This window comes from Nostoc sp., from assembly GCF_036918245.1.
GTDB lineage: Bacteria > Cyanobacteriota > Cyanobacteriia > Cyanobacteriales > Nostocaceae > Nostoc.
The window spans coordinates 1-20,359 of record NZ_JBALEF010000083.1 but is presented as its reverse complement, the minus strand read 5'-3'; the positions used below and the strand labels follow the sequence as shown (position 1 = coordinate 20,359).

General features: G+C 40.8%; 21 protein-coding genes. 8 read left to right on the top strand and 13 right to left on the bottom strand.

Annotated elements, in window-relative coordinates; translation table 11 throughout:
* Window positions 1–362: hypothetical protein (locus V7L12_RS23745; RefSeq protein ID WP_335088054.1), on the bottom strand; the 362-nt coding region annotated here is incomplete at its 3' end.
* 550 nt (window positions 363–912) lie between these two features.
* On the opposite strand from V7L12_RS23745, the gene V7L12_RS23740 reads away from it, so the two are divergent.
* Complete coding sequence (locus V7L12_RS23740; RefSeq protein ID WP_335088052.1) at window positions 913–2,028, top strand: sensor domain-containing diguanylate cyclase; 1,116 nt, start codon at window positions 913–915, stop codon at window positions 2,026–2,028.
* 109 nt (window positions 2,029–2,137) lie between these two features.
* On the opposite strand, the gene V7L12_RS23735 is transcribed toward V7L12_RS23740, so the two are convergent.
* Together V7L12_RS23735 and V7L12_RS23730 are read right to left on the bottom strand one after the other, a co-directional pair.
* On the bottom strand, window positions 2,138–2,728 hold the full coding sequence (locus V7L12_RS23735; RefSeq protein ID WP_335088050.1) for a thioredoxin family protein: 591 nt from the start codon (window positions 2,726–2,728) through the stop codon (window positions 2,138–2,140).
* Between the two features lie 208 nt (window positions 2,729–2,936).
* Window positions 2,937–4,847 carry an ATP-binding protein gene (locus V7L12_RS23730; protein WP_335088048.1) on the bottom strand — a complete coding sequence of 637 codons (1,911 nt, stop codon included), beginning with the start codon at window positions 4,845–4,847 and terminating at the stop codon, window positions 2,937–2,939.
* 329 nt (window positions 4,848–5,176) lie between these two features.
* Here V7L12_RS23730 and V7L12_RS23725 point away from each other — a divergent pair, with 329 nt between their 5' ends.
* Together V7L12_RS23725 and V7L12_RS23720 are read left to right on the top strand one after the other, a co-directional pair.
* Entirely contained in the window at window positions 5,177–5,380 is a 204-nt protein-coding gene (locus V7L12_RS23725) for a hypothetical protein (RefSeq protein WP_334823490.1), read from the top strand.
* Window positions 5,381–5,720: 340 nt separating this feature from the next.
* Complete coding sequence (locus tag V7L12_RS23720; protein WP_334823488.1) at window positions 5,721–6,575, top strand: cyanophycinase; 855 nt, start codon at window positions 5,721–5,723, stop codon at window positions 6,573–6,575.
* Between the two features lie 209 nt (window positions 6,576–6,784).
* Here V7L12_RS23720 and V7L12_RS23715 read toward each other — a convergent pair whose 3' ends face one another.
* The 3 genes from V7L12_RS23715 to V7L12_RS23705 form a co-directional block, all read right to left on the bottom strand.
* A complete protein-coding gene (locus V7L12_RS23715) occupies window positions 6,785–7,699 on the bottom strand; it encodes a M23 family metallopeptidase (protein ID WP_335088046.1) in 915 nt (304 codons plus the stop codon).
* A 233-nt stretch (window positions 7,700–7,932) separates the two neighbouring features.
* Complete coding sequence (locus tag V7L12_RS23710) at window positions 7,933–8,130, bottom strand: hypothetical protein (RefSeq protein WP_335088044.1); 198 nt, start codon at window positions 8,128–8,130, stop codon at window positions 7,933–7,935.
* An 86-nt stretch (window positions 8,131–8,216) separates the two neighbouring features.
* Window positions 8,217–9,230 (bottom strand): helix-turn-helix domain-containing protein, encoded by a 1,014-nt coding sequence (locus tag V7L12_RS23705; RefSeq protein WP_335088042.1) that lies wholly within the window; start codon window positions 9,228–9,230, stop codon window positions 8,217–8,219.
* 136 nt (window positions 9,231–9,366) lie between these two features.
* Between V7L12_RS23705 and V7L12_RS23700 the strand changes: the two genes are divergently transcribed.
* Window positions 9,367–9,627 carry a hypothetical protein gene (locus V7L12_RS23700; RefSeq protein WP_335088040.1) on the top strand — a complete coding sequence of 87 codons (261 nt, stop codon included), beginning with the start codon at window positions 9,367–9,369 and terminating at the stop codon, window positions 9,625–9,627.
* A gap of 71 nt (window positions 9,628–9,698) precedes the next feature.
* Here the strand turns inward: V7L12_RS23700 and V7L12_RS23695 are convergent, their stop codons facing one another.
* Window positions 9,699–10,187: a hypothetical protein gene (locus V7L12_RS23695; protein ID WP_335088038.1), complete on the bottom strand. Its 489-nt coding sequence runs from the start codon at window positions 10,185–10,187 to the stop codon at window positions 9,699–9,701.
* 163 nt (window positions 10,188–10,350) lie between these two features.
* Between V7L12_RS23695 and V7L12_RS23690 the strand changes: the two genes are divergently transcribed.
* Entirely contained in the window at window positions 10,351–12,279 is a 1,929-nt protein-coding gene (locus V7L12_RS23690) for a serine/threonine protein kinase (RefSeq protein ID WP_335088037.1), read from the top strand.
* Between the two features lie 153 nt (window positions 12,280–12,432).
* Here the strand turns inward: V7L12_RS23690 and V7L12_RS23685 are convergent, their stop codons facing one another.
* The 4 genes from V7L12_RS23685 to ndhL all read right to left on the bottom strand — a co-directional run bounded on the left by V7L12_RS23685 (window position 12,433) and on the right by ndhL (window position 14,794).
* The gene (locus V7L12_RS23685; protein ID WP_335088035.1) at window positions 12,433–13,101 is read right to left on the bottom strand and encodes a heterocyst differentiation related protein; all 669 of its coding nucleotides are present in this window, start codon (window positions 13,099–13,101) and stop codon (window positions 12,433–12,435) included.
* 235 nt (window positions 13,102–13,336) lie between these two features.
* The gene (trpA, locus tag V7L12_RS23680) at window positions 13,337–14,164 is read right to left on the bottom strand and encodes a tryptophan synthase subunit alpha (protein WP_335088033.1); all 828 of its coding nucleotides are present in this window, start codon (window positions 14,162–14,164) and stop codon (window positions 13,337–13,339) included.
* Between the two features lie 81 nt (window positions 14,165–14,245).
* Complete coding sequence (locus tag V7L12_RS23675; protein WP_292779821.1) at window positions 14,246–14,557, bottom strand: DUF3007 family protein; 312 nt, start codon at window positions 14,555–14,557, stop codon at window positions 14,246–14,248.
* Between the two features lie 24 nt (window positions 14,558–14,581).
* Window positions 14,582–14,794 carry an NAD(P)H-quinone oxidoreductase subunit L gene (gene ndhL / locus V7L12_RS23670; protein WP_334823475.1) on the bottom strand — a complete coding sequence of 71 codons (213 nt, stop codon included), beginning with the start codon at window positions 14,792–14,794 and terminating at the stop codon, window positions 14,582–14,584.
* Between the two features lie 1,129 nt (window positions 14,795–15,923).
* Here ndhL and V7L12_RS23665 point away from each other — a divergent pair.
* The gene (locus V7L12_RS23665) at window positions 15,924–17,246 is read left to right on the top strand and encodes a hypothetical protein (RefSeq protein WP_335088031.1); all 1,323 of its coding nucleotides are present in this window, start codon (window positions 15,924–15,926) and stop codon (window positions 17,244–17,246) included.
* A 12-nt stretch (window positions 17,247–17,258) separates the two neighbouring features.
* Here V7L12_RS23665 and V7L12_RS23660 read toward each other — a convergent pair whose 3' ends face one another.
* A complete protein-coding gene (locus V7L12_RS23660) occupies window positions 17,259–18,179 on the bottom strand; it encodes a lysylphosphatidylglycerol synthase domain-containing protein (RefSeq protein ID WP_335088030.1) in 921 nt (306 codons plus the stop codon).
* Window positions 18,180–18,516: 337 nt separating this feature from the next.
* On the opposite strand from V7L12_RS23660, the gene V7L12_RS23655 reads away from it, so the two are divergent.
* Together V7L12_RS23655 and V7L12_RS23650 are read left to right on the top strand one after the other, a co-directional pair.
* Window positions 18,517–19,080 carry a DUF6658 family protein gene (locus V7L12_RS23655; RefSeq protein WP_335088028.1) on the top strand — a complete coding sequence of 188 codons (564 nt, stop codon included), beginning with the start codon at window positions 18,517–18,519 and terminating at the stop codon, window positions 19,078–19,080.
* A gap of 114 nt (window positions 19,081–19,194) precedes the next feature.
* The gene (locus V7L12_RS23650; protein ID WP_335088026.1) at window positions 19,195–19,797 is read left to right on the top strand and encodes a hypothetical protein; all 603 of its coding nucleotides are present in this window, start codon (window positions 19,195–19,197) and stop codon (window positions 19,795–19,797) included.
* A 345-nt stretch (window positions 19,798–20,142) separates the two neighbouring features.
* Here the strand turns inward: V7L12_RS23650 and V7L12_RS23645 are convergent.
* On the bottom strand, window positions 20,143–20,359 hold a 217-nt coding region (locus tag V7L12_RS23645), incomplete at its 5' end, for a hypothetical protein (RefSeq protein WP_442947916.1).

Here is a 20,359-nt window from a genome sequence, read left to right as displayed (position 1 = left end):
AGTACCTCAACACGACTTTGGAGTACCTCAACACGACTTTGGAGTACCTCAACACGACTTTGGAGTACCTCAACACGACTTTGGAGTACCTCAACACGACTTTGAAGTACCTCAACACGACTTTGAAGTACCTCAACACGACTTTGGAGTACCTCAACACAACTTTGAAGTACCTCAACACGACTTTGAAGTACCTCAACACGACTTTTAAGTACTTCAACATGACTTCGAGGTATCTGTTGCTTATATAGCAGTCCTAAATCATTCGTGAGAATTTGAAATCGTTTTAACCCCCCTGCCCTTGGTAAGGGGGGACGATCTACCACTTCTTCTAAGATACAAGGTTGGGTTGAACGCAACATGAACAAGGATCAAATGTTGGGTTTCGTTCCTCAACCCAACCTACAGAATATTATAAGTGTTTAATCTAACCTGATATTAGTTATAATTTCCGAATCTATGCAATAATCTCAAAAACCCCTTCCATTTAACCCTCTACGGTTTTAAGGATCGCTCTTTAACCGGACATCGTATCATCTCTGCGTAGACGTGCAGAGATGAGCAAGACTGTGCTGCAAAGTTAAGCGATCGCTCAAGCAAATTGTGAGAAGAAGTTCTCCGAAACAGTTTCTAACCCTCGGAACTTATGTATAAACAAATTAGTAGGTCAAAAACATTAATCCATGATGAAGAACTCTAACCATATAATAAGTTTTGATAATTTTTAGTTAAAATTGATATTTTTGAAGTCATCTGTGGACAAAAGACCTTGTAAGTATCTTACTTAGAGAATTTGACAGAGAAAGTTAGGGTGACATGAACAACAGAGCAAACCAAAGGCATGAAGAACATCATGTAATACAATATTTCTGTATATTCAACCGAATGTTGATTTTCGTTGCAGAGATATTTATGTCACGCAGCCTTGTTGCTAAAAAAATAATGCTGCGGTTGTTCCAAAATTTCCAGCGTCCCAGACTTTCCTGGCTAAGGCTTAGAAACTCATCTGTGAAAACCCAAGCTGTTCCTCTACCTGACAATGAAGCAGAAAGGCTCAAAGCGCTAGCGAACTACAATATTCTAGATACCCCGCCCGAACAAGCATTTGATGACCTAACTGCTATTGCTGCCTACATTTGTAAGACTCCAATTGCTTTAATTAGCTTAGTTGATAGCGATCGCCAATGGTTTAAATCTAAGGTTGGACTAAAAAGTAGTGAAACATCCAGAGATTGGGGTTTTTGCTCCCACACCATTCTTCAACCAGAGGATATATTAGTGGTTCCCAATGCCATCAAAGACGATCGCTTTAATAATAATCCCTTAGTCAAAGGTAATCCCAAAATTCGTTTTTATGCTGGTGTCCCTCTAATTACGCCCGATAGTCTTGCAATTGGGACTTTGTGTGTGATGGATACCATTCCTCATCACCTAAGTTACCAGCAGTTAGATGCACTGCGCCGCCTAAGTCGTCAGGCGATCGCTCAAATGGAACTCATTCAGGAAGTTCGTAACCGCAAACAAGCAGAGATCGAAGGAAGACAGTTATTGCTGACTGATGAACTAACAGGTTTGTATAACCGACGTGCTTTCTTGCTGATGGCTGCACAGCAGTTGAAAATTGCTCACCGCATGAAAGTGTTTTGCTGGGTTATGTTCATTGATTTAGATGGACTAAAACAGGTTAACGACACCCTTGGTCATGACATGGGAGATGCTTTGATTATTGATGCTGGTCGATTACTTAAGCAAAGTTTTCGGAACTCAGATATTGTTGCCCGTTGGGGTGGGGATGAGTTCATTGTTTTCATCTCTAGCTACTTTAAGGACGCTGATAGTATCCAAGCGCATCTACAAACAAATATTGCTAACTTTAATCAACAGCAAAACTGTAGATATAAACTTTCGATGAGTATCGGCATAGAGCGTTACTCACCAGAGAGCAATATGTCACTAAAACAACTAATCGCTAGGTCTGACGAATTAATGTATGCTCACAAGCGTCTCAAACGGCAATCTCTTACATGAATCATCTTGTTTGAAGATTAAGTAAATAAGAGTAGTGCTGATAAAAATCGAGATTAGTTATGGAATAGCAGATATTAGGGTATTAAGTAGTCTTTAATTACGAATTATTTTAATTTACCACCTGGCTGCCATGACTGCGGGGATCGTCTTGATTTGCTGTTGGTGCGACTGGGGCTGAAAACTTGGAAACTTTGCCGCTAGCTTGAGCATAAGGGAGAGAGGAACCAGTAACCAAAGCTTCTAAGTTACTAGCCATAATTGTGCGAGGTTGATCGCCGATCGCTTGGGCTATGGTTTCTCCTTGCTGACTCAAAAATACAAAATGGGGAATCCCATCTACCCGATATCTCAGCATTTCCGGCAGCCACTTAGTATTATCTACATTCAGCATGACAAAATTCATTTTGTCAGCATACTCTGTTTCTAGTTGAGTGATATCTGGTGCCATTTTTTGGCAGACAGTACACCAATCAGCATAAAACTCTACTAAAGATGGTTTGCCGTTGCTGATTGCTACTTCTAACGGTGTGGAAGTTTCGCTTAACTTGGCTAGAGTTGCCGAGGTTGTTTCAGTTCGCAATCCTAAGACGAGGGCAACAGTAAGTGCGATCGCTACCATTACAATTAAGAAGTTTCTCAGACGCTTCCCGAATGTGGATTCAAGTTTTTCGGGAGAATTAACAGGTGAATCAGTACTCATAACAGCATTATTAAAACTTATTAGGCAATTTCCTCTTTAGTTTAGCTGACTCCAAGCACTCTTTAATCTCCCCAGCATTGGAAGCTTGGACTGGAAATTGGGCATGGGGCACAAGAGGAAGAGGGGCGAAAGACTTACTGTAACTTCTCCCCTGCTCCCTTGCTCCCCAGTCCCCAATGCCCAATCCCGAAGCGTCTATTTAGTTAACTTACAAAATTGCTCCAGTTTCTTTCAAATAAACCCGCGTAAATGGTTCATCTTCACCCAAACTATAGTCTTCAATCAACCCTTTGCGACGAATAGAAATATCGTTGCCTTTTCTAATCACCACAGTCGAACCATCGAAAACATCCCGCACCAAAATCATCTCAGTTTCAGTGGGATTATCCAAAACTACGATATTACTATTCTGGTAAAATATGCCCTGTTCTTCGAGGATTTCTTCAGGATACTCGGCAATTAGCAAATCAACTTTGGGATGACGCAGCAAAGTTTGGACATTACTGTTGTAATCTTTGCTTAATACTTTTTTCGAGCGATTCACAAAAACGGCATCACGACAAACAGCACCTATTGTCGAGTTGGGATTTTGCAAAAGTAGATGATCAATTGTCGCTTGTAGTTCTTCAACTGAGATTTTGTTAAAGGTAATAATTGGTATCCTGGCATCTGTACCCGACTCAAAAAAGGTTTCTAAAATATGAGAAGGCACATCAACACTTTCACCAACAGAAGGTTTAAGATGCATTAAAACGCCTGGTGCAGCATTGATTTCTAGGATGGCAAAGTTACTAGACTTCCAAGATTCTGCGAGACTTTTGGTGATCACATCAATTCCCAGGCAAGTTAGCTGGAAATGTTGGGCAATATCTTGCGCCAAGATAATATTGTCAGCATGAACTGTCGGGGTTGCATCGATGCTCATACCTCCGGCTGAAAGATTGGCAACTTTACGCAGGTAAACAGTGCGTCCTTTCTCAATCACGCTGTCTAATGATAAGCGCTGTTCGTCTAGGTAGAGTTCCATCGCTTCATCGATCTGAATTTTACTCATCGGCGAGGTTGGTGTGTCTAAACGTGCAGGTTTGCGGTTCTCTTGGCGAATTAACTCTGCAAGCGTTAAATACCCATCACCCACAACTGATGCGGGACGGCGTTCTGTGGCGGCGACAAATCGACCATTGACACACAACAAACGAAAATCCGATCCTGAGATGCTTTTCTCAACAATTATTCGGGTTTGCTGATTTTCGGGAATCGCTGCTACTGACCGATTATAAGCAGATATCAGTTCTTTTGAGTCTTGTATATCAGCCGTGACGCCAATTCCTTTGTGACCTACCACTGGCTTAACTGCCACTGGGTAGCCAATTTCTCTTGCTGCTGCCAAGGCTTCTTTCTCTGAAAAGACAATACTACCTTCAGGCACTGGGAAACCCAAGGTTTTCAAAAATGCCTTACAATCATCTTTTCGGGTAGTAAACTCCGAATCTAGATGGCTATCACAGTTAAATGTTGTTGCTACCCCCCGGACGTGTTTTCTTCCCAAGCCGTATTGCATCAATCCTTCTTCCCATAAATAAAAGACGGGAATACCTTTCTGGTAGGCTGTTCGCAATAGGGCGTAAACCGTGGGGCCACCGTAGACAGATGCGCGAAATTTATCTTGCAGCCTTACCAGCTGCTCATCAAAAGTAAAGTCTTCGTCTTGGGTAATGGCTTCAAACCAATCCCAAACAAAGTAGACTACCTCTCTAGTTGTGCGTTCATGTAGTGATTGGACGCTAATCCGCGTGAGATTTGGATATGGCTTAACGCTCCAGTGGTTAAGGTGTAAATCCATGTCCAGTTTTCCGACTTCGGACACAACTTGGGCAAATAAATGACCATAAGATTCGTAGGTTTGATCGCGAAGATTTGGATAGCGATCGCCAATGCTGGCAATATAATCTTCAATGGGCAAAGGCTCTCTAGAGTCAATTAGAGCAAAATCAAACACTAGCGCCCCTACATTTAAATAAGGGTTGGGGCCAAGGTAATGCTTGAAGTTGAAAATATCGAATACATCCGTTCTTCTAGCATTAATGCGGACTAATTCACTGCTTTTTTGTAAAACCATTGATTACGAACCTTCGGCTAAACACCCTGAAATTTTAATGCTGAGTTGTAGTTACTCAGACTTATTGATTGTAGATTGACTCAGGTTAATTTTGGAGAGTGATGGCTTTGCCACTGAGTTAATCAGAACCCACGCTAACTCTATTACTAAGCATTTTTAACTATCTTAAGGCATAATTTAATCCCCAATCTTCTGCCAGGAATCAATAACAGTCAATTCATCCTCATGAATAATCAAAGATATAACCTTTGAATGGTGCAACACTCATCCAAAAATTGTATAAATATATATGAGGCATTAAAAAGACAGCATAAAAAAACAGCAAAGTTATGAATAGCACACAAGCTGCTCTAAGAGATGAGATTCGAGAACTTGCTGACGAAGCTTTTCACCAAAAGCTGATCTCTGGACATGGAGATGGGGCAGACATAAATGAGTATCAAATTGTCTACCAAGGCAAACCCAGGCATCTCCCACTAGAACAAGCACGTTTTTTCTTAACCAACTTGCTTAACAGAAGTCGGGTTGATTAGGACTTGCCATCAGATATCTATTTGCATCTAGCTAGGGTCAATACCAATTACTTACATCGCCCGATAAATCTCCAATCAATAATTAGCAATATAGCTGACAATGCCTCTAGAAAATACTTCTAGAGGCAGTTGACGTTGTGAATTTTATTTATTAATTGGAAAATTATTTTGGTTTAATTGCGATGTCTAACGACAAGCCGCTTCTCTACGAGACGCTCCGCGAATGCGTCTACGCAAATGTTAACCCTACTTTTATCAAGTAATCTATCAAAGGGATGATTTGATACATTGAATTGTCATGTTTTAGTGATATTTATTAACTCAAATCCAGGGGGGCATCATGGTGGAAAGTAATATCAAAAGGCAGTTAGTAATTATTGGGGGAGCCGAAGATAAAGAGGGAGATTCCGTAATTTTGCGGGATTTTGTACGACGCGCTGGGGGTACAAAGGCATATATTGTAATTCTGACAGCAGCCACAGAACTACCAAGAGAAGTGGGAGAAAATTATATCAGAGTGTTTGAGCGGCTGGGAGCGGAAACTGCTCGCATTATTGATACAGAAACCCGTGAAGATGCATCTTCATCTACCGCATTGGAAGCTATTGGTAAAGCAACTGGGGTATTTTTTACAGGGGGAGATCAAGCTCGTATTACCAGCATCCTCAAGGACACCGAAATCGATGTGGCGATTCACAAACGGTTCTCTGAAGGTGTAGTTATCGCAGGCACAAGTGCCGGAGCTGCTGTGATGCCAGACGTAATGATTGTGGAAGGCGACTCAGAAACACATCCTCGGATTGAAACTGTCAAAATGGGCCCAGGTATGGGATTTTTACCAGGGGTAGTAATTGACCAGCATTTTTCCCAACGCGGACGCTTGGGACGTTTAATATCAGCTTTGATACTACAGCCTGCTGTCTTGGGATTTGGGATTGACGAAAATACCGCTATGGTAGTGATAGATAACCAAATTGAAGTAATTGGTGCAGGTGCGGTTACGATTGTTGATGAATCAGAAGCTACATATAACAATATGGGTGAAATTTTGAAGGATGAGTCTTTAGCAATTTGTGGAGCAAAACTTCATATTTTGCCACATGGCTTCAAATTTGACCTGAAAACTCGTCAGCCTATCCTAAATAATGGCTCTGTGCCAAATGGCTCTCAACCACTTGCTTCAGTTAACACTTAACTTTTAGCAAGTGTATTTAAACTGAAAGTTTTATCTAATCGCTGTAACACCCCCTGCCTCACCCTTTTGTAGGCAGGGGATATCAAGCAGTTAAAAACTTGAGTGTAAGCGAAAAAAAGTCTGCGTAGTAGTTAAGTTTTTAACAATCTGGTATAGCAAAGAGTAATATTTAAAATAACCACCTTCACCAAAGTAAGGTAGAAAGAATATCAAGGCGATTTGGTTAAACTATAAAAACTGTCAGAACGAATCTGACTGCCATTTCGCCAAACTTCCACTTTTTCTGGAGTGACTAAATAATAAAAACTCCCATTATCTGCTCGATATCTGCTTTTACCAATATTCAAAGCTGTTATTTTTATAGGCTTGCTTGGGTCTTGCTTCAATTGCCCAATATAAAATAACTGACCATTTTCTTCACAGACTTTTACACGAATGCTTGCTGTCTCACCTTGAATGATGGTAACTCCATTACATTTAGTATCAGCGCTTACAGGTGTAAAACCTATTGGAATTGGCTGTGAAGCTGAAACTTGATTTACTACTGGGGGTGGTGAGACTGGGCGGTTTTGGTTATCTACTTGCTGAACTCTAGAATCGGAGCCAACACTTGCAGTTACGGATATCAACAAACGAAGGGGGTCAACTGCTACTCGACCATTTGGATGAACTTCAAAGTGCAGATGAGGTGCTGTACTATTGCCTGTAGATCCCATCTCGGCAATAATTTCACCTTGAATGACCTGTTGATCCTTGCTCACCAACAAACGGCGATTGTGGCCATAAACAGTAATGCTGCCATGAAGATGTTTAATAGTTATGGCATTTCCTAATCCCCAATTATCCCAACCTGCTTTAACAACTGTACCGGATGCCGCAGCCACAACAGGAGTTCCAGACGCCCCTGCAATATCAATTCCTTCATGTTGATATTTGCGGAAGCCTTGAGAAATAAACCCTTTAGTTGGCCAGATTAAGTTAGAAGTAGGGATAGGAGTTTGCCCAATTGGGGAATCGCCTGCCAATTGTGTTAAGGCAGATGTAGCTGTACTTAATACAGTGGTTAAGGATATTAACCCAACTAGTCCATAAGTACGGTATCGATAAATTATAGCTTTTTTCATAAGTTGCAAATTTATTAGAACAATAATTCAGACACTTTCTGATTATTTGTTGTTTCAAGCTTACTCGGAAAATATCAGGAAATCTTTAGTGAGTTTGTAGCTTTCTAGCTTTTTAGATTTTAAATTCACCAACGAGGTCTTATATCAAGTCCAGTTAATCACTTATTTACCGCATCTGTACAAAAATCGGAAAGGATATGTCTTGCTATAACTTGAGCGGTTTATTCCAGTACTTACTCAGACCATAACTTGGCTAAATCTTGCCGCAAACCCTGCCCAATATATAACTTGAGCAAGGCTTCAGGTGATATATCTTGACTGGCTGCTACTTTTTGGAGCGATCGCAATGTATCTGTTGGTATCTTTATTGATACTGTTTCTGTCGCACGGGGTCTTAAATGTAATTCTAATTCTTCTTCAGGCTTGTTCATATAAATTTATTTCTGTGCGAATAGCTGGATGTCCATAAATAATGAATCTTCGCATAATATGTTGTATCTAAAATACGTTCCATCTATTAATGCTTATCCATTAAAACTTTTCCAAAATAACTAAAAAACTCTTGCAGGACTTCCTTTAAATTAATGGATACTTTCCACATATTCCACTTATCATTAAAACGCTCGTCGTAATTGACTATTAAGTAAGCCCTACCATCACTCAAACTTTCCGGGTTAAATTCCTCTAAGGTGATATTGGAGAAAGCAATGTATCTGCGCTCGTATTCTTCATAACCATTCATAGCAGCCCACATTATTTCAAGTGGAGGATCTTTCTTATAACATGTATTTATGCAACAATCGCCCACTGTTTTACCTTCAACTTGCAAGATGTGCCAATAATTAAGATGGAGTGATTCTAAAAAAATATCTTTTTTATTAGGTAATACCCAAAACCTTCCCTTGGTACAAAGGCATATCTCTTCTACGGCATCACTGTATTCCCAATACTTTAGGTTGAGTAAATGTGGTTCTAAAATATCTAAAGGGATAGAAATAGATAAACGCTCTTTCTGTTTTAATAAAATAATTTGATAAGGATTACTTCCTTTTTCAGGATTTTTAAGTCGATAGCCTACATATTGCGATGTCTTGCTCATCTTAAACTTTTGCTCAAAACCGAGCGCCTCAAGTATATTGATAGACAAAAACATCAATTCCTCCCCAGATTCTTCTAAAATTTCGTTACCTGATGAAACTAAAGAAGGCACAGCGTCATAGTTTACCTTTCCCAATTGGTTACTAGTTTCATTAGTAATAGCAGGAGAGCAATTACTTACCCACTCAGGTTTGTACTTGAGAAATAGATCCTTTAACTTGTCTCTTAAAGGGCGATCGCCTGGAAATTCGCTTTTAATACCAAAATCTTTATATACATTTGAGATTTGCTTGCGTACAGTTCCTTTTGCACGTCCCCTAGACTGAGCAATCTCATTATTAGTGTATCCAGCCAGCAACAACTTCAACACCTCTACTTTGCGAGGTGCTTTCCTTAGCCTTTCCAGAGCTTCATTAAACTGCGGACTATTCATACTTTTCAGAATATCGCATTTCCATTAATCTGCGTACTTTGCGTATTGCGCGTATTCAGATTTGCTTTATGGGTGTCCATTGCTTTGCGTATCTGCGTAATGAGCATCATATACACAGAAGCGTTTGAGTGAAGTAATGGAAAATGATTCTAGATTTGTTCAATTACAAATACCAGGAATGGAGCAATTTCTTGTCCAAAATAAAACTGTCTCAGAAACAACCAAGATGACTCTACAAGCGATTACAAATATTTCGGCTAAGAATCCAGATAATCAAATCACATTCGATCAATTAGAAATACCAGGGATGGAAGAATTTCTCGCCAAATTGAAAACACAGTCAGAATTTACTAACTCAATAGACTACAGCCGTATGAGTGAAGATTTTGCAGCTTGAGGAAAAAGCGATCGCATTACCTCATAAGCCCACGCAGGTGGGCTTTGTTCGTGTATTCTATTTTGAGGGCTTCAGCTCTCTGGCAATTTAGCAAACGCCTCCTCAACCAACTCCTTTGACTTAGCATCCAAACGCAGCCAATCCACTTCACCGAATTCATCGATTAAACTAGTATCAATATCAGCAACTTCCTTCTCTGGGCTGTATTCAAGAAAACACACCTGATAACACAGTTCCCACAAATCGATACTCGCTTCTTGCTGTTGACGCTGCAAACGTAGATGATATCCTGGATGGGGCATCGGCAGACGAGCCAGAGTTCCTCTGATTTCATCTGCTTCTTGGGGCGTTGCGGTTTCCATTGCTTGCAATAGCTCAGTCACCAATGCTTTGATTTCATCAGTGGTGCTAGGCGGCCAAATCAGGACATCATGGTAAGTTCCCGTCCAGGAAGATTCATCAAGCTGCTTGCGGATATTGTCGACAACGCGAATGAAAGCAGGTTGCATGAGGATTTCAGCCTGCTGCCATGCAACTGGATTTGTTATTTTAGGTGGCATTGGTAATAAACAGGGGCACTAAAAGAAAAATAAACAGTCTGCGTTTATTAAAAAGCTGCGTTTTTAATCTAAATCTTTTCTCAAGATAGCGGATTTCATTGAAGAAAATTTGGAGATATTTATTACCAGCTGGAAAATTAGGTAATAACTCTGGGGAGGGAATATGATAGGCAAGCTACTAGACCATCGTTACCAAGTAATTCGAGTCCTCGCGATGGGAGGATTTGGTCAAACCTACATTGCCCAAGATACTAGGCGGCCTGGCAATCCCATTTGTGTTGTCAAGCACCTCAAACCCGGAACTGACCCCAGAGTTTTTGATACTGCTAAACGCCTGTTCAACAGCGAAGCCGAAACCTTAGAAAAACTGGGCAACCATGACCAAATACCCAGGCTGCTAGCGTATTTTGACGAAAACCAAGAGTTTTATTTAGTACAAGAATATATTGAAGGACATACCCTAGCTGAGGAACTTATACCTGGTAAGCGCTGGAGTCAAAGCCAGGTAGTTCAACTTTTGCAAGAAGTTCTAGAGATTCTCGAATTTGTCCATCGCCAAGGCGTGATTCACCGCGACATCAAACCGGATAATATCATTCGCCGTGCCTCAGATAATAAGTTAGTTTTAGTTGATTTTGGGGCAGTGAAGCAACTGCGTACACAGATGGTGACAGTGGGCGGACAAGCCTCTGCCACAGTAGTTATTGGCACTCCTGGCTATATGCCCACAGAACAAGGGCAAGGTAAACCCCGTCCTAACAGCGATATCTATTCCCTTGGCATTATTGCCATTCAAGCACTAACAGGATTACAGCCAACAGAATTGCAAGAAGACCCAGAAACGGGGGAAGTTATCTGGCGGCATTCAGTAACCGTAAACCATCGACTGGCAGCAGTGTTGTCCAAGATGGTGCGTTATCACTTCAAAGACCGCTACCAAAACGCTACGGAAGCACTACAAGCATGTAAAGACGCGATTAATCCAGTACCTGCACTTTCCACACCTCAAGAAGCCGCCAAAAATTCTAGTTACCAAGCAGCCAAATCCCAGCCTCAAGTATCTCGGCTGCAAACTATTGCAGTTGCACCAGCCAATCCTGTCCCTGCTAAACCTGCGCGTAAAGACTCTGGTAAATCCGACCCCTGGCCGATATTAATTGGCATATTACTGGCGGGTGGTGCGGCTGCCTTGGTAGCAAATGTATATCCAAATGTGAAAAATTTAGCTTTAAATCTTACAGGTAAGGATACCACCTTAGCAAATAAATGCTCGGCTGTTGTTGTCGGAAATTCTAATATCCGTTCTGAACCTAGTTCGATAAATTCTGATAATATTGTGCAAACTGTTGCTAATAACACCAATTTCGAGGTGACTGGCAAGCGAACAAAACGAGGTTGGATAGAAGTTAAGCTTAAATCTGGTGGTTTGGCTTGGGCACACCCAGATGTCATAGCCAATAAAGATCAATGGGGTTCTTGCCTGCGCGAAAAGGGTATTGCAACTAGGATTGTAGATGATAGTAGCTTGATTGCGACTCGAACAATTCCCAAGCCAAAACCAAAATCTAGGGATATAGTAAGTCCATTACCAGAAAAGCCGAAGGGGTCAACTGACGATACTGGTAAATCAGAACGATCACAACCTAGTGATAACAATGCCAATATTATCGAACAAGCAAAAAATAAGTATGATTCAGGGGATATAATTGGAGCGATCGCACTTTTAAGATCGGTTCCGGCAAATGCTGCTTCTGGTATCCAAGAAACAGGCAAAATGATTGCCCAATGGCAGGAAGATTGGGCGAAGGCGGAGGCTTTATCTAATGAGATTAATAAAGCAATAGATGATGGTAAATGGGATAAAGTTTTAGATTATAGAAACCATCCAGAAAAGTTGCCTAATACTCAATATTGGCGAAATAGAATAGAACCATTATTTAAACAAGCAGCCGAAAATCTGGCAAAACAGGCACTCACTGAGCTAAAAAATCAAGGTAATCAGAAAAATACCCAACAGAAACTTCCTGATACTAATCAACCTGCAACTACAGAGAGTCCTAATAGCACAGAAACTCCTAAAACTGACTTTTAACAGTTATCAGTAAGCACAGTTTATCTCGTTCCCAGTTTCTGGCTGGTAATGGCTAAATCAGGGCTGCCGCCTCCCAAATTCGCAGCAGCAACCCAATAAATATCATTTCCAGATTATACCTGGAAACGATATTTATCTGTGGTTTTATTTTCCCTATCCGTGCATTTCGTCGTATTCTGGGGCTTCAACTCGTCTTGCTTCCATCCGCGAAGCAGGCAGAAACTCAGCACGACGGACTGGAACCAAGGGCGGCGTATTTCCTTGGTAAGGGTGAATAACTTGTACAGTACGGGCTGGACGCTGCCGTGGTGAGAACAAAGCCAATACCCCAGCGACAACAACACCACCACCAATAGTGAGAGTTGCGCCTCCCACAGCCCAAAGCACGGGTGAAGACCACCAACTATTTTGCGGTTGGAATGTTGCTGCTGTTTTTGGTTGGTTATTCTGCTGGGCTAATTGCCACTGCTGCTGAGTATTGAAATTTTGAACTTGGCCCTGGAGTTGTTGATTTTGCAACTTTAACTGTTCATTGTCGTTTTTTAAACGCTCCAGCTGCATCTGCGTGTTCAACTTCTCCATCTCTTGGCGCTGGTCAGTATTAGTACCAGTCGGTGGCTGAACCTGATTGGGATACATTGGTTGCCCATAAGGCCCGTAAGGATACATTTGTGGCTGCATTCCTTGGGGCGCTACTACACCTGGGATTTGCGGAGCAACAGCGAAGTTAGATTGTAGAGGGGTATTGGTTCCTTTTAGCAATACGAGAGCCGCCAGCCCAGCTACGGCAACCCCGCCGATAAATGCCATACTCTCACTCATCGCCTTTGCTCCTCGATTGCGACGTAACTATAATCATTTTTGACTGACTCACTCTCACACTCATAAATTATGCCTACTTGATTTCACATAATACTCAAACTATAAGCGACTCTATCAGCTAGTTTTTTTACATCATCATATCTGATGTTAATATTCAAGACCATAATGGTCAAATTGTCTACCAAATAAGGATAGAAAAACTACACTGTTATCTTTTTTAATCTACTTTCTCCGTCTAATCAAGAGGAGTATTTGTACTGGTGTTGGTGGTCTTGATGGCTGCCTTGAGACTTTGGCAAAATTGAGCGATCGCATTTAGTCCCTGCTCTGGTGTCCCTTGGGCTAACCGTTTGACAACAGCGCTACCCACGATCGCACCATCTGCGCCCCATTCCATTACCTGTCGGGCTTGGGCAACTTCGGAGATGCCAAAGCCGACTGCGATGGGTTTATCAGTAACACTACGAATTTGTTTGAGTAAATCGGACACGCGGATTTCCAGTTGCGCTCGCACTCCTGTTACCCCAGTAACGCTGACTAAATAAATAAATCCTTGGGAAGAACGAGCGATCGCTTCGATCCGTTCAGCAGAACTGGTGGGAGCTACCAACAAGATTACGTCAATTCCCATCTCACTAGCTGCTTGGAGCAATCCTGCGGCTTCCTCCAAGGGCAAGTCAGGTATTACCAATCCTGCAACCCCAGCAGCAGCAATTTGCTGAAGAAATTTTTCAATTCCCCGGTGCAAAATTGAGTTGTAATAGATTAACAGAATAATCGGCGATCGCAATTTGGGAGTAATCTCTTGCAGCATTTCTAGCACCTGCTCCAATTTCGTACCCCTTTGCAAGGCGCGGGTAGCAGCAGCTTGAATTACTGGCCCATCAGCCAGAGGATCGGAGTAAGGTATACCCACTTCTATAATATCGGCTCCACTACGATCTAGAACCTGCAAGGCTTTTGCTGTTGTTTCTAAATCTGGATCGCCAGCAGTGATAAAGGGAATCAGAGCGCACTCACGATTGTGCCCAAGGGTTTTAAAGCAATCAGAAATTGCAGTCATTAGTCATTTGTCATTAGTCATTTGTCATCGGTCATTGGTCATTGGTCACAAATGACCAACGACAACTGACCAATGATAACTTTACACCTGAGATTGCTCTTCTTGTTCTATTTCGGCTTGAATTCGTGCTAGTTCTTCGGGAGTAAGCTCGTCTAGCCGCTTTTGCAGAAAGTCTTGCTCATACTGTTCCCGCTGTTGGTGGTAGGTCATTTTTTGTCCCACCGCACGGAAAAAATAGGTGGCTAACCAGCCAACTAACCCACTGACTAGTAAGACTTGGCTCCATATACCAGCTTTCTGATTATCCAAACCGACTAGCTGCAATCCCAAATATGCCAAGCCGCCGGCAATAAAAACACCCAAGCCAATTCCAATAGCGTCAATCCGTCGCATGAGAGTTATGACCTACCAATCTCGTTAAACTTGAACTTGTCGCCGTTGGGGTCGGAAATTTGCAAACGGCGATAAAACCAACAGACCCGGAAAGAAGAAAAACACCAAAAAGTACATAAAGACACGCTCAATCGAGCTAGCTACATACCAACGCTGCTTCAGGTACAGCAAAACAGCAATGGGGATTACCAGAAGGTAAGCTCCAGCCAAAACCAGATATAGCAGGGCGACAATCATAACTTTCAAGTCTTAAGCATCTGTTTTCCATCATAGGCTGAAGAGACAGACTCAGAGAAGTATAGTCATAATGCTTTTAACATAACTGCGCCAGAATTCCTCGAAACCGCTAACAAGGAGGCGAAAGCGCATTGGCGGGCTGGAGTACTTTTAATGTGGGCGATTCAACGGATTTCATTACAAAAGCTAATATCATGCTATTATGTGAATCCACTAGCAAACAAATGCTCTAGTCAGACAAAATCGAAAACTCATCCAGATTAATTACGAGAAAACCAAGAAGACTTGCAACTTTGGCAAGCGATCGCACAATCTGGAAAAAATATTTTCAATCTAGTTGGACAAAAGACACAATTGATGGTGGAATAGATAAGGAGGTATTTGCTACCTCTAGAAAATAACTAGTTACACTAGTTGCCAAACACCTTTGGGGGTGTGGCGGAATGGTAGACGCTACGGACTTAAATAATTGAGCCTTGAAGGAGAAATCCCTCAAGTGGAAGCTCTCAAACTCAGGGAAACCTAAATCTGGTGACAGACATGGCAATCCTGAGCCAAGCCGAAGAAAGTCTTGAGTCATGAGTGTTGAGTGTTGAGTAAATTTAAAACTCATAACTCCTAACTCCTAACTCATCAACTGTTCGGAAGGTGCAGAGACCCGACGGGAGCTACCCTAACGTTAAGTCGAGGGTAAAGGGAGAGTCCGATTCTCAAAATCTGAGCTGGCTATTGTCATCAGGTAGTAGTGAAAACTGCGGGAGAATGAAAATCCGTTGACCGTAAAAGGTCGTGTGGGTTCAAGTCCCTCCACCCCCACTAAAAATTTAAAATACCGAAAGGCTTCGATAGAAGGTATGGGCGGGTTGTATCTAAATCTATAGATAAACCCGCCCATATCCATATATTTATGTATGTATGTATAGTCTTTTCTGGTTATAAATAAGTAATTTCACTGAACTATTTGATGAAGTTTTAAACAATTTGTCTTTAATACTTTATTTATAGTCCTAGTTAATCAAATTTATGTAAAAAAATGACTGAATTTCTGAAGAATAGATTGATGCTCCTGTTCCCCAAGGTTAAGCTGGTAATAATCTGAACAGGAAGCCTTTTTGTCCTGATAACTGAAATGACCGCTAATCGTTTATCAATTAGTCAGGAAAATCCCCATTGTGTTACGTCTAACTCTAGACAATTAGATGTGCAAACTGCCCAAGAGGAGGTTTATAGCTTCTTTGTGGAAATTGTCAAGAAACTGCCACCAGAGGATATTTTACGAGAATTCAAAGGTTTATTTATAGACGGTCTTGATTCCGAATATTCCGATTATATACCCGGAATATATAGTATTTTTTTAGATGATAAGGAACAGGAATTATATAATACACTTAAGCGTTGTTGCTACATCATAGTTAATAATTGGAAAACTAACCGAAAAGACAAATATATCCAAGACTTAGTTAATTTATTTGTTAATGAAAATCTGAAAATCAAGGATAATAATCCTCCAGTAGTAAAAACTTGTAAAATCTGGTTAGAGAATTTTGCCAATAGCAAAGATTATAAGGATCTGAAATTATTTGCTACTAAATATGAAGAATCATCTAAAGGTCATTGGGCTAATCGCTACACTTCCTATTTATTGATCGATCAATCTGTTAATAATAAGAACCCTAAAGAGCAACAAGAAGCTGCTAGAAGGCTTTCTAAACAGATAAAAGACAAATTTAAGTTTGAACTAGCAATGTATATTGCTCGTTCTCAATCTGCCGTCTCAAGCACAACACGCTATAAAAATCCCAGTATTTTGGGAGACCAAGCTCTGCGCTTAATAAAAGCAATTGTCTTAAAAAGAGGCGTATTTAGTCATGATAATATTGCCCATATATTTATTAAACAAACAGAAAATCAAACTCTGAAAGAATTTAAAATAAACCTAGAAAAATATCTATTTTTTTCTGTAGAAAATCAAGAATCAGTCGAAACTTGGCGGCAGCAGTTTGCACATAGTTTATCCTTATGGAAGAGGGATTATAATCAAGAAATTATCACTAAAGAATTTTTCTTGAGAACCTGTAATCGAGTGATTGATTGCTTGACTACAGAAAATGCTAAAGAACCTTCGCAATTATTTATCTTATTAATTAACCAAGGTCATGCTCTAACATTGGTAATTATATTATTAAAGATTATTTTGATTTGTAGAAATGCCCGAAGACATTTAGAAACTCGGATTGCTCATTTAATTCGTTTTTACGAAACCTATTCCGAAGAGGAATGTAAAGGAGTCATAAATTTTATCGAGATTTTTAATATCACGTTCGCCATTTATGCAGAAAATGTAGAATATAACTTGATTAAGATGGAAGAAGAACAACAAAGCAGTAATCAGCAATTAAATCTCGATAGTTATCGTGTGTTTTCACAGATGAAAGTAGATAGACAAAAATGAGTTTTGCCTGATTCATGATTTTGCAAGGCGTTCATCTAAGCAAGCTAGGGCAGCACCCACAGTTTCAGCTAGAATACTAATGAGGCGATATAGAGCGATCGCACTAAATACTAAGGCAGATGGAAAGTGGTGTCGTAAAAGTTCATACGCAGTCGCTTCAAACACACCTAACCCACCAGGCGCACCCGGTATAACAAATCCCAATAACCAAGCGCAACTAAAAGCCCCTAATAACAAAGGAATTTGATTCGCATTCAACGAACCCAAGGCAAATATAGTTAATATAAACCCAGTGGCGCGTAGTCCCATAAAGCCCACTTCTCCTAACAAAGGACGTAAAGGGTAGCTTTTAAGGCTGAAGGGAACAGTTGGTTGAGTGGTAGCAGCAGACTTTTTTGCTTTTAATTTATACAAAAAGTGAATAACTGGGTTCAAAAACCAGGGATGAATCGCACCAAGGACTACAGCTAAACTCAGAAATTGTAGTATTTGTATAACAAGGGTAGTATTCGCTGCTGCAAATTGGCTACTGCATAAGACGATGATGATTAAAGCAGCCGCTAGCATGAGTAGCGGTTCCAGCAAAACGCTCAAAGTGGCTGCACCTGTAGGAATATTGGCATTTTTGGCGGCGACGATTCGCCCGTAGTGATGCCAGATATTACCTGGTAAATACTTCGCGATGTTCGTTTTTAGGTAAACTTGAATGAATTGGGGAGATGATACAGGTTGATTTAACTCTTGCAAAATCCAAGTCCAGATCCAGCCTGCCCAAGTATGTGCTAGTAATGTTACCCCTGTAGCGATCGCCATAATTGCCCATCCTACATCATCAATGCGGATAGCAGTCACCTCAATCCAATTATCTTTCAGAGCTTTTCCTAAAAAAAACAGCGTTCCTCCCAAAATTATCCAGCGTAAAAATTGCTTCATTAATTTAGTAATTTAACGGTTAGAGCAACAAGGGCTGAATGCCTCAACTATTACAGTACATCAGCTACCTATTCAAAGCTTTTGAAGTATTAAACAGGTTTATGTAGTTTTTTTTTGAAAAGGATATTACTTTATTTTATATCTCTCTACAGTTAGATAAAAATATTTTATTATTAATAATAAAAATGTGGCCTGCGCTAGAGGTAAAGTTAATTTTATTATTCATATCATAGAGGTTATCAAAAGTCAGGGAAGCAACACAAGCACAATAACTTGCTGACTAATCCAATAATTCAGCAAACTATTAGCTTATTAATATTTTAGTAAGGAGAACTACGTGAACGCCGTGAGAGTATTCTTGAAAAAAATAAAATTGCGCCAGATATTAACTATCTTTTTAGCTGGACTGTTGATAGTTAGCACTACTTGTACTGGAGCAAATGCTCAAGGTGCAAATCCACAAAATCCTGCTGTACAAGCTGGCGGAGCAAACAATCCTTATAAGAATGGTGGAGACAAGTATACCAACTACAGAATGTCCACTGATCCAAAAATAGCAAACCCAAAAGCCAATCAGGGACACGACCAAGCTAGCTTACAACCAAGTTCGCAATTGTTGATTGCTACAAATGGAGAATCCGAGATACTTTATCCTGGTGGCAAGACACCAGCAGGTCAAGTCCAGAAAGAAGCAAAACTGCCAATCATCACAGATAAAGACTTCCGCCAGCCTGAACCCGGTGGTTTGATTCAGAATGAATCAAATGTAGGAGATCGGGTCAAAGATCGTCTTGAGACTGTAAAAGAAGCTGTTGAAGAAGCTTCCGGCTTTTTGAAGAGCAACGCAGAGGAAGCGGGTGCTAGACCGGAATTACAAAAAAATCCGGCATTAGGCAGATAGAAGCCTTATTTTGTTTCAATGCTTGAGATTTGAAATACTTGAGATTTGAAATAGATTGCAAATGCTATCTTGGTTGAAGTTTAACTAGTCACAAAAATGCAAGGAGTGAGAACTATGAAAAAAGCAATGACTTGGCTGAGAAACATTCGTCCCTTGAAAGTTTTGACTGTTTTTTTAGCAGGAATATTCTTATTTCTGACACAAGCCTGTGGTGCTCCAGGAGTAGCAACACAACCACCACAGCCTGACACTCAATCACCTTATTCCAAACGATACGATCCCACAAAAGATTATCCTCTCTCTTCTCCTGCTGGTGGAATAAATAACTTTAGTGATGTAGAACCCAGAGGCAGATTAGATGAAAAGGCAGCTAATGATAGATCTGATGCGCTGGTAAAAAATGCTCAAAAGAATATTGATCAGAAAGGAGCTGACAGCCCAGGGCAATATGGTGAAAATTACAAACAAGGTACACCCCTTGGTGAAAGAGTGAAGAACTTTGGTGAAGGTATCGGCAGTTCAGCTGAAGAAGTTCGCAAAGGTGTTGTTAAGGGGACTCAGCGAGGAATTGAAAATATTAAGGGAAATACCCAAAATGCTGCCGACGACGTGACGACAAATGTTCAGCGTGGAGCTGAGGATGCTGGTAAAAATGTTAAGCGCACAGCTGAGGATGCAGGCAACACAGTGAAGAGGACAGTCAAAGACGTTGATTGAAATTAGTTATTCAATCTCCTGCCAAAATATGAAAGCGCCTACAGACTAAAGTCTGGAGCTACCTAAACAAAGCCTGCCTACGCAGGCTTTGTTTTGTTAGGCGGGCAGATTTACGCAGTGGTAGATTTACGCAGTGGTATATTAGTCATTGCGTTTGCCCTTGGTGTTCCTGAAGGGTAGGGAGCGAAGCAATCTCATCAAGACTGGGATTGCTTCGCTTTGCTTGCAATGACGGTAAATATTTTTGTCCCCCTACTTATACCGTTTCACACAAACCCTGATACATATAGATTTCTCGTAAGGGCACAGCAATGCTGTGCCCCTACCAACGTATTTGTATCATTATTAAAGTGAAATGGTATTACCTTGTTGGATGCACCGCTTGACAACGTTACCTATTTCTGGAGTTGTCACCAATAGTCGGAGATTGGAAACGAAGACTTGAACTCCGTTAATGAGTATTTGAACTCCGTTGACGAGTATTTTAGCTCCGTTGACGAGTATTTTAGCTCCGTTGACGAGTATTTTAGCTCCGTTGACGAGTATTTTAGCTCCGTTGACG

What these genes read in the sequence shown, in the direction of transcription:
- V7L12_RS23695 (WP_335088038.1), bottom strand. Translation starts at nt 10,187, where the DNA reads ATGCCACCTAAAATAACAAATCCAGTTGCATGGCAGCAGGCTGAAATC.
- V7L12_RS23665 (WP_335088031.1), top strand. Translation starts at nt 15,924, where the DNA reads ATGACCGCTAATCGTTTATCAATTAGTCAGGAAAATCCCCATTGTGTT.
- V7L12_RS23720 (WP_334823488.1), top strand. Translation starts at nt 5,721, where the DNA reads ATGGTGGAAAGTAATATCAAAAGGCAGTTAGTAATTATTGGGGGAGCC.
- V7L12_RS23715 (WP_335088046.1), bottom strand. Translation starts at nt 7,699, where the DNA reads ATGAAAAAAGCTATAATTTATCGATACCGTACTTATGGACTAGTTGGG.
- V7L12_RS23690 (WP_335088037.1), top strand. Translation starts at nt 10,351, where the DNA reads ATGATAGGCAAGCTACTAGACCATCGTTACCAAGTAATTCGAGTCCTC.
- V7L12_RS23660 (WP_335088030.1), bottom strand. Translation starts at nt 18,179, where the DNA reads ATGAAGCAATTTTTACGCTGGATAATTTTGGGAGGAACGCTGTTTTTT.
- V7L12_RS23675 (WP_292779821.1), bottom strand. Translation starts at nt 14,557, where the DNA reads ATGCGACGGATTGACGCTATTGGAATTGGCTTGGGTGTTTTTATTGCC.
- V7L12_RS23685 (WP_335088035.1), bottom strand. Translation starts at nt 13,101, where the DNA reads ATGAGTGAGAGTATGGCATTTATCGGCGGGGTTGCCGTAGCTGGGCTG.
- V7L12_RS23735 (WP_335088050.1), bottom strand. Translation starts at nt 2,728, where the DNA reads ATGAGTACTGATTCACCTGTTAATTCTCCCGAAAAACTTGAATCCACA.
- ndhL (WP_334823475.1), bottom strand. Translation starts at nt 14,794, where the DNA reads ATGATTGTCGCCCTGCTATATCTGGTTTTGGCTGGAGCTTACCTTCTG.
- V7L12_RS23725 (WP_334823490.1), top strand. Translation starts at nt 5,177, where the DNA reads ATGAATAGCACACAAGCTGCTCTAAGAGATGAGATTCGAGAACTTGCT.
- V7L12_RS23740 (WP_335088052.1), top strand. Translation starts at nt 913, where the DNA reads ATGTCACGCAGCCTTGTTGCTAAAAAAATAATGCTGCGGTTGTTCCAA.
- V7L12_RS23700 (WP_335088040.1), top strand. Translation starts at nt 9,367, where the DNA reads ATGGAAAATGATTCTAGATTTGTTCAATTACAAATACCAGGAATGGAG.
- V7L12_RS23710 (WP_335088044.1), bottom strand. Translation starts at nt 8,130, where the DNA reads ATGAACAAGCCTGAAGAAGAATTAGAATTACATTTAAGACCCCGTGCG.
- V7L12_RS23650 (WP_335088026.1), top strand. Translation starts at nt 19,195, where the DNA reads ATGAAAAAAGCAATGACTTGGCTGAGAAACATTCGTCCCTTGAAAGTT.
- trpA (WP_335088033.1), bottom strand. Translation starts at nt 14,164, where the DNA reads ATGACTGCAATTTCTGATTGCTTTAAAACCCTTGGGCACAATCGTGAG.
- V7L12_RS23705 (WP_335088042.1), bottom strand. Translation starts at nt 9,230, where the DNA reads ATGAATAGTCCGCAGTTTAATGAAGCTCTGGAAAGGCTAAGGAAAGCA.
- V7L12_RS23730 (WP_335088048.1), bottom strand. Translation starts at nt 4,847, where the DNA reads ATGGTTTTACAAAAAAGCAGTGAATTAGTCCGCATTAATGCTAGAAGA.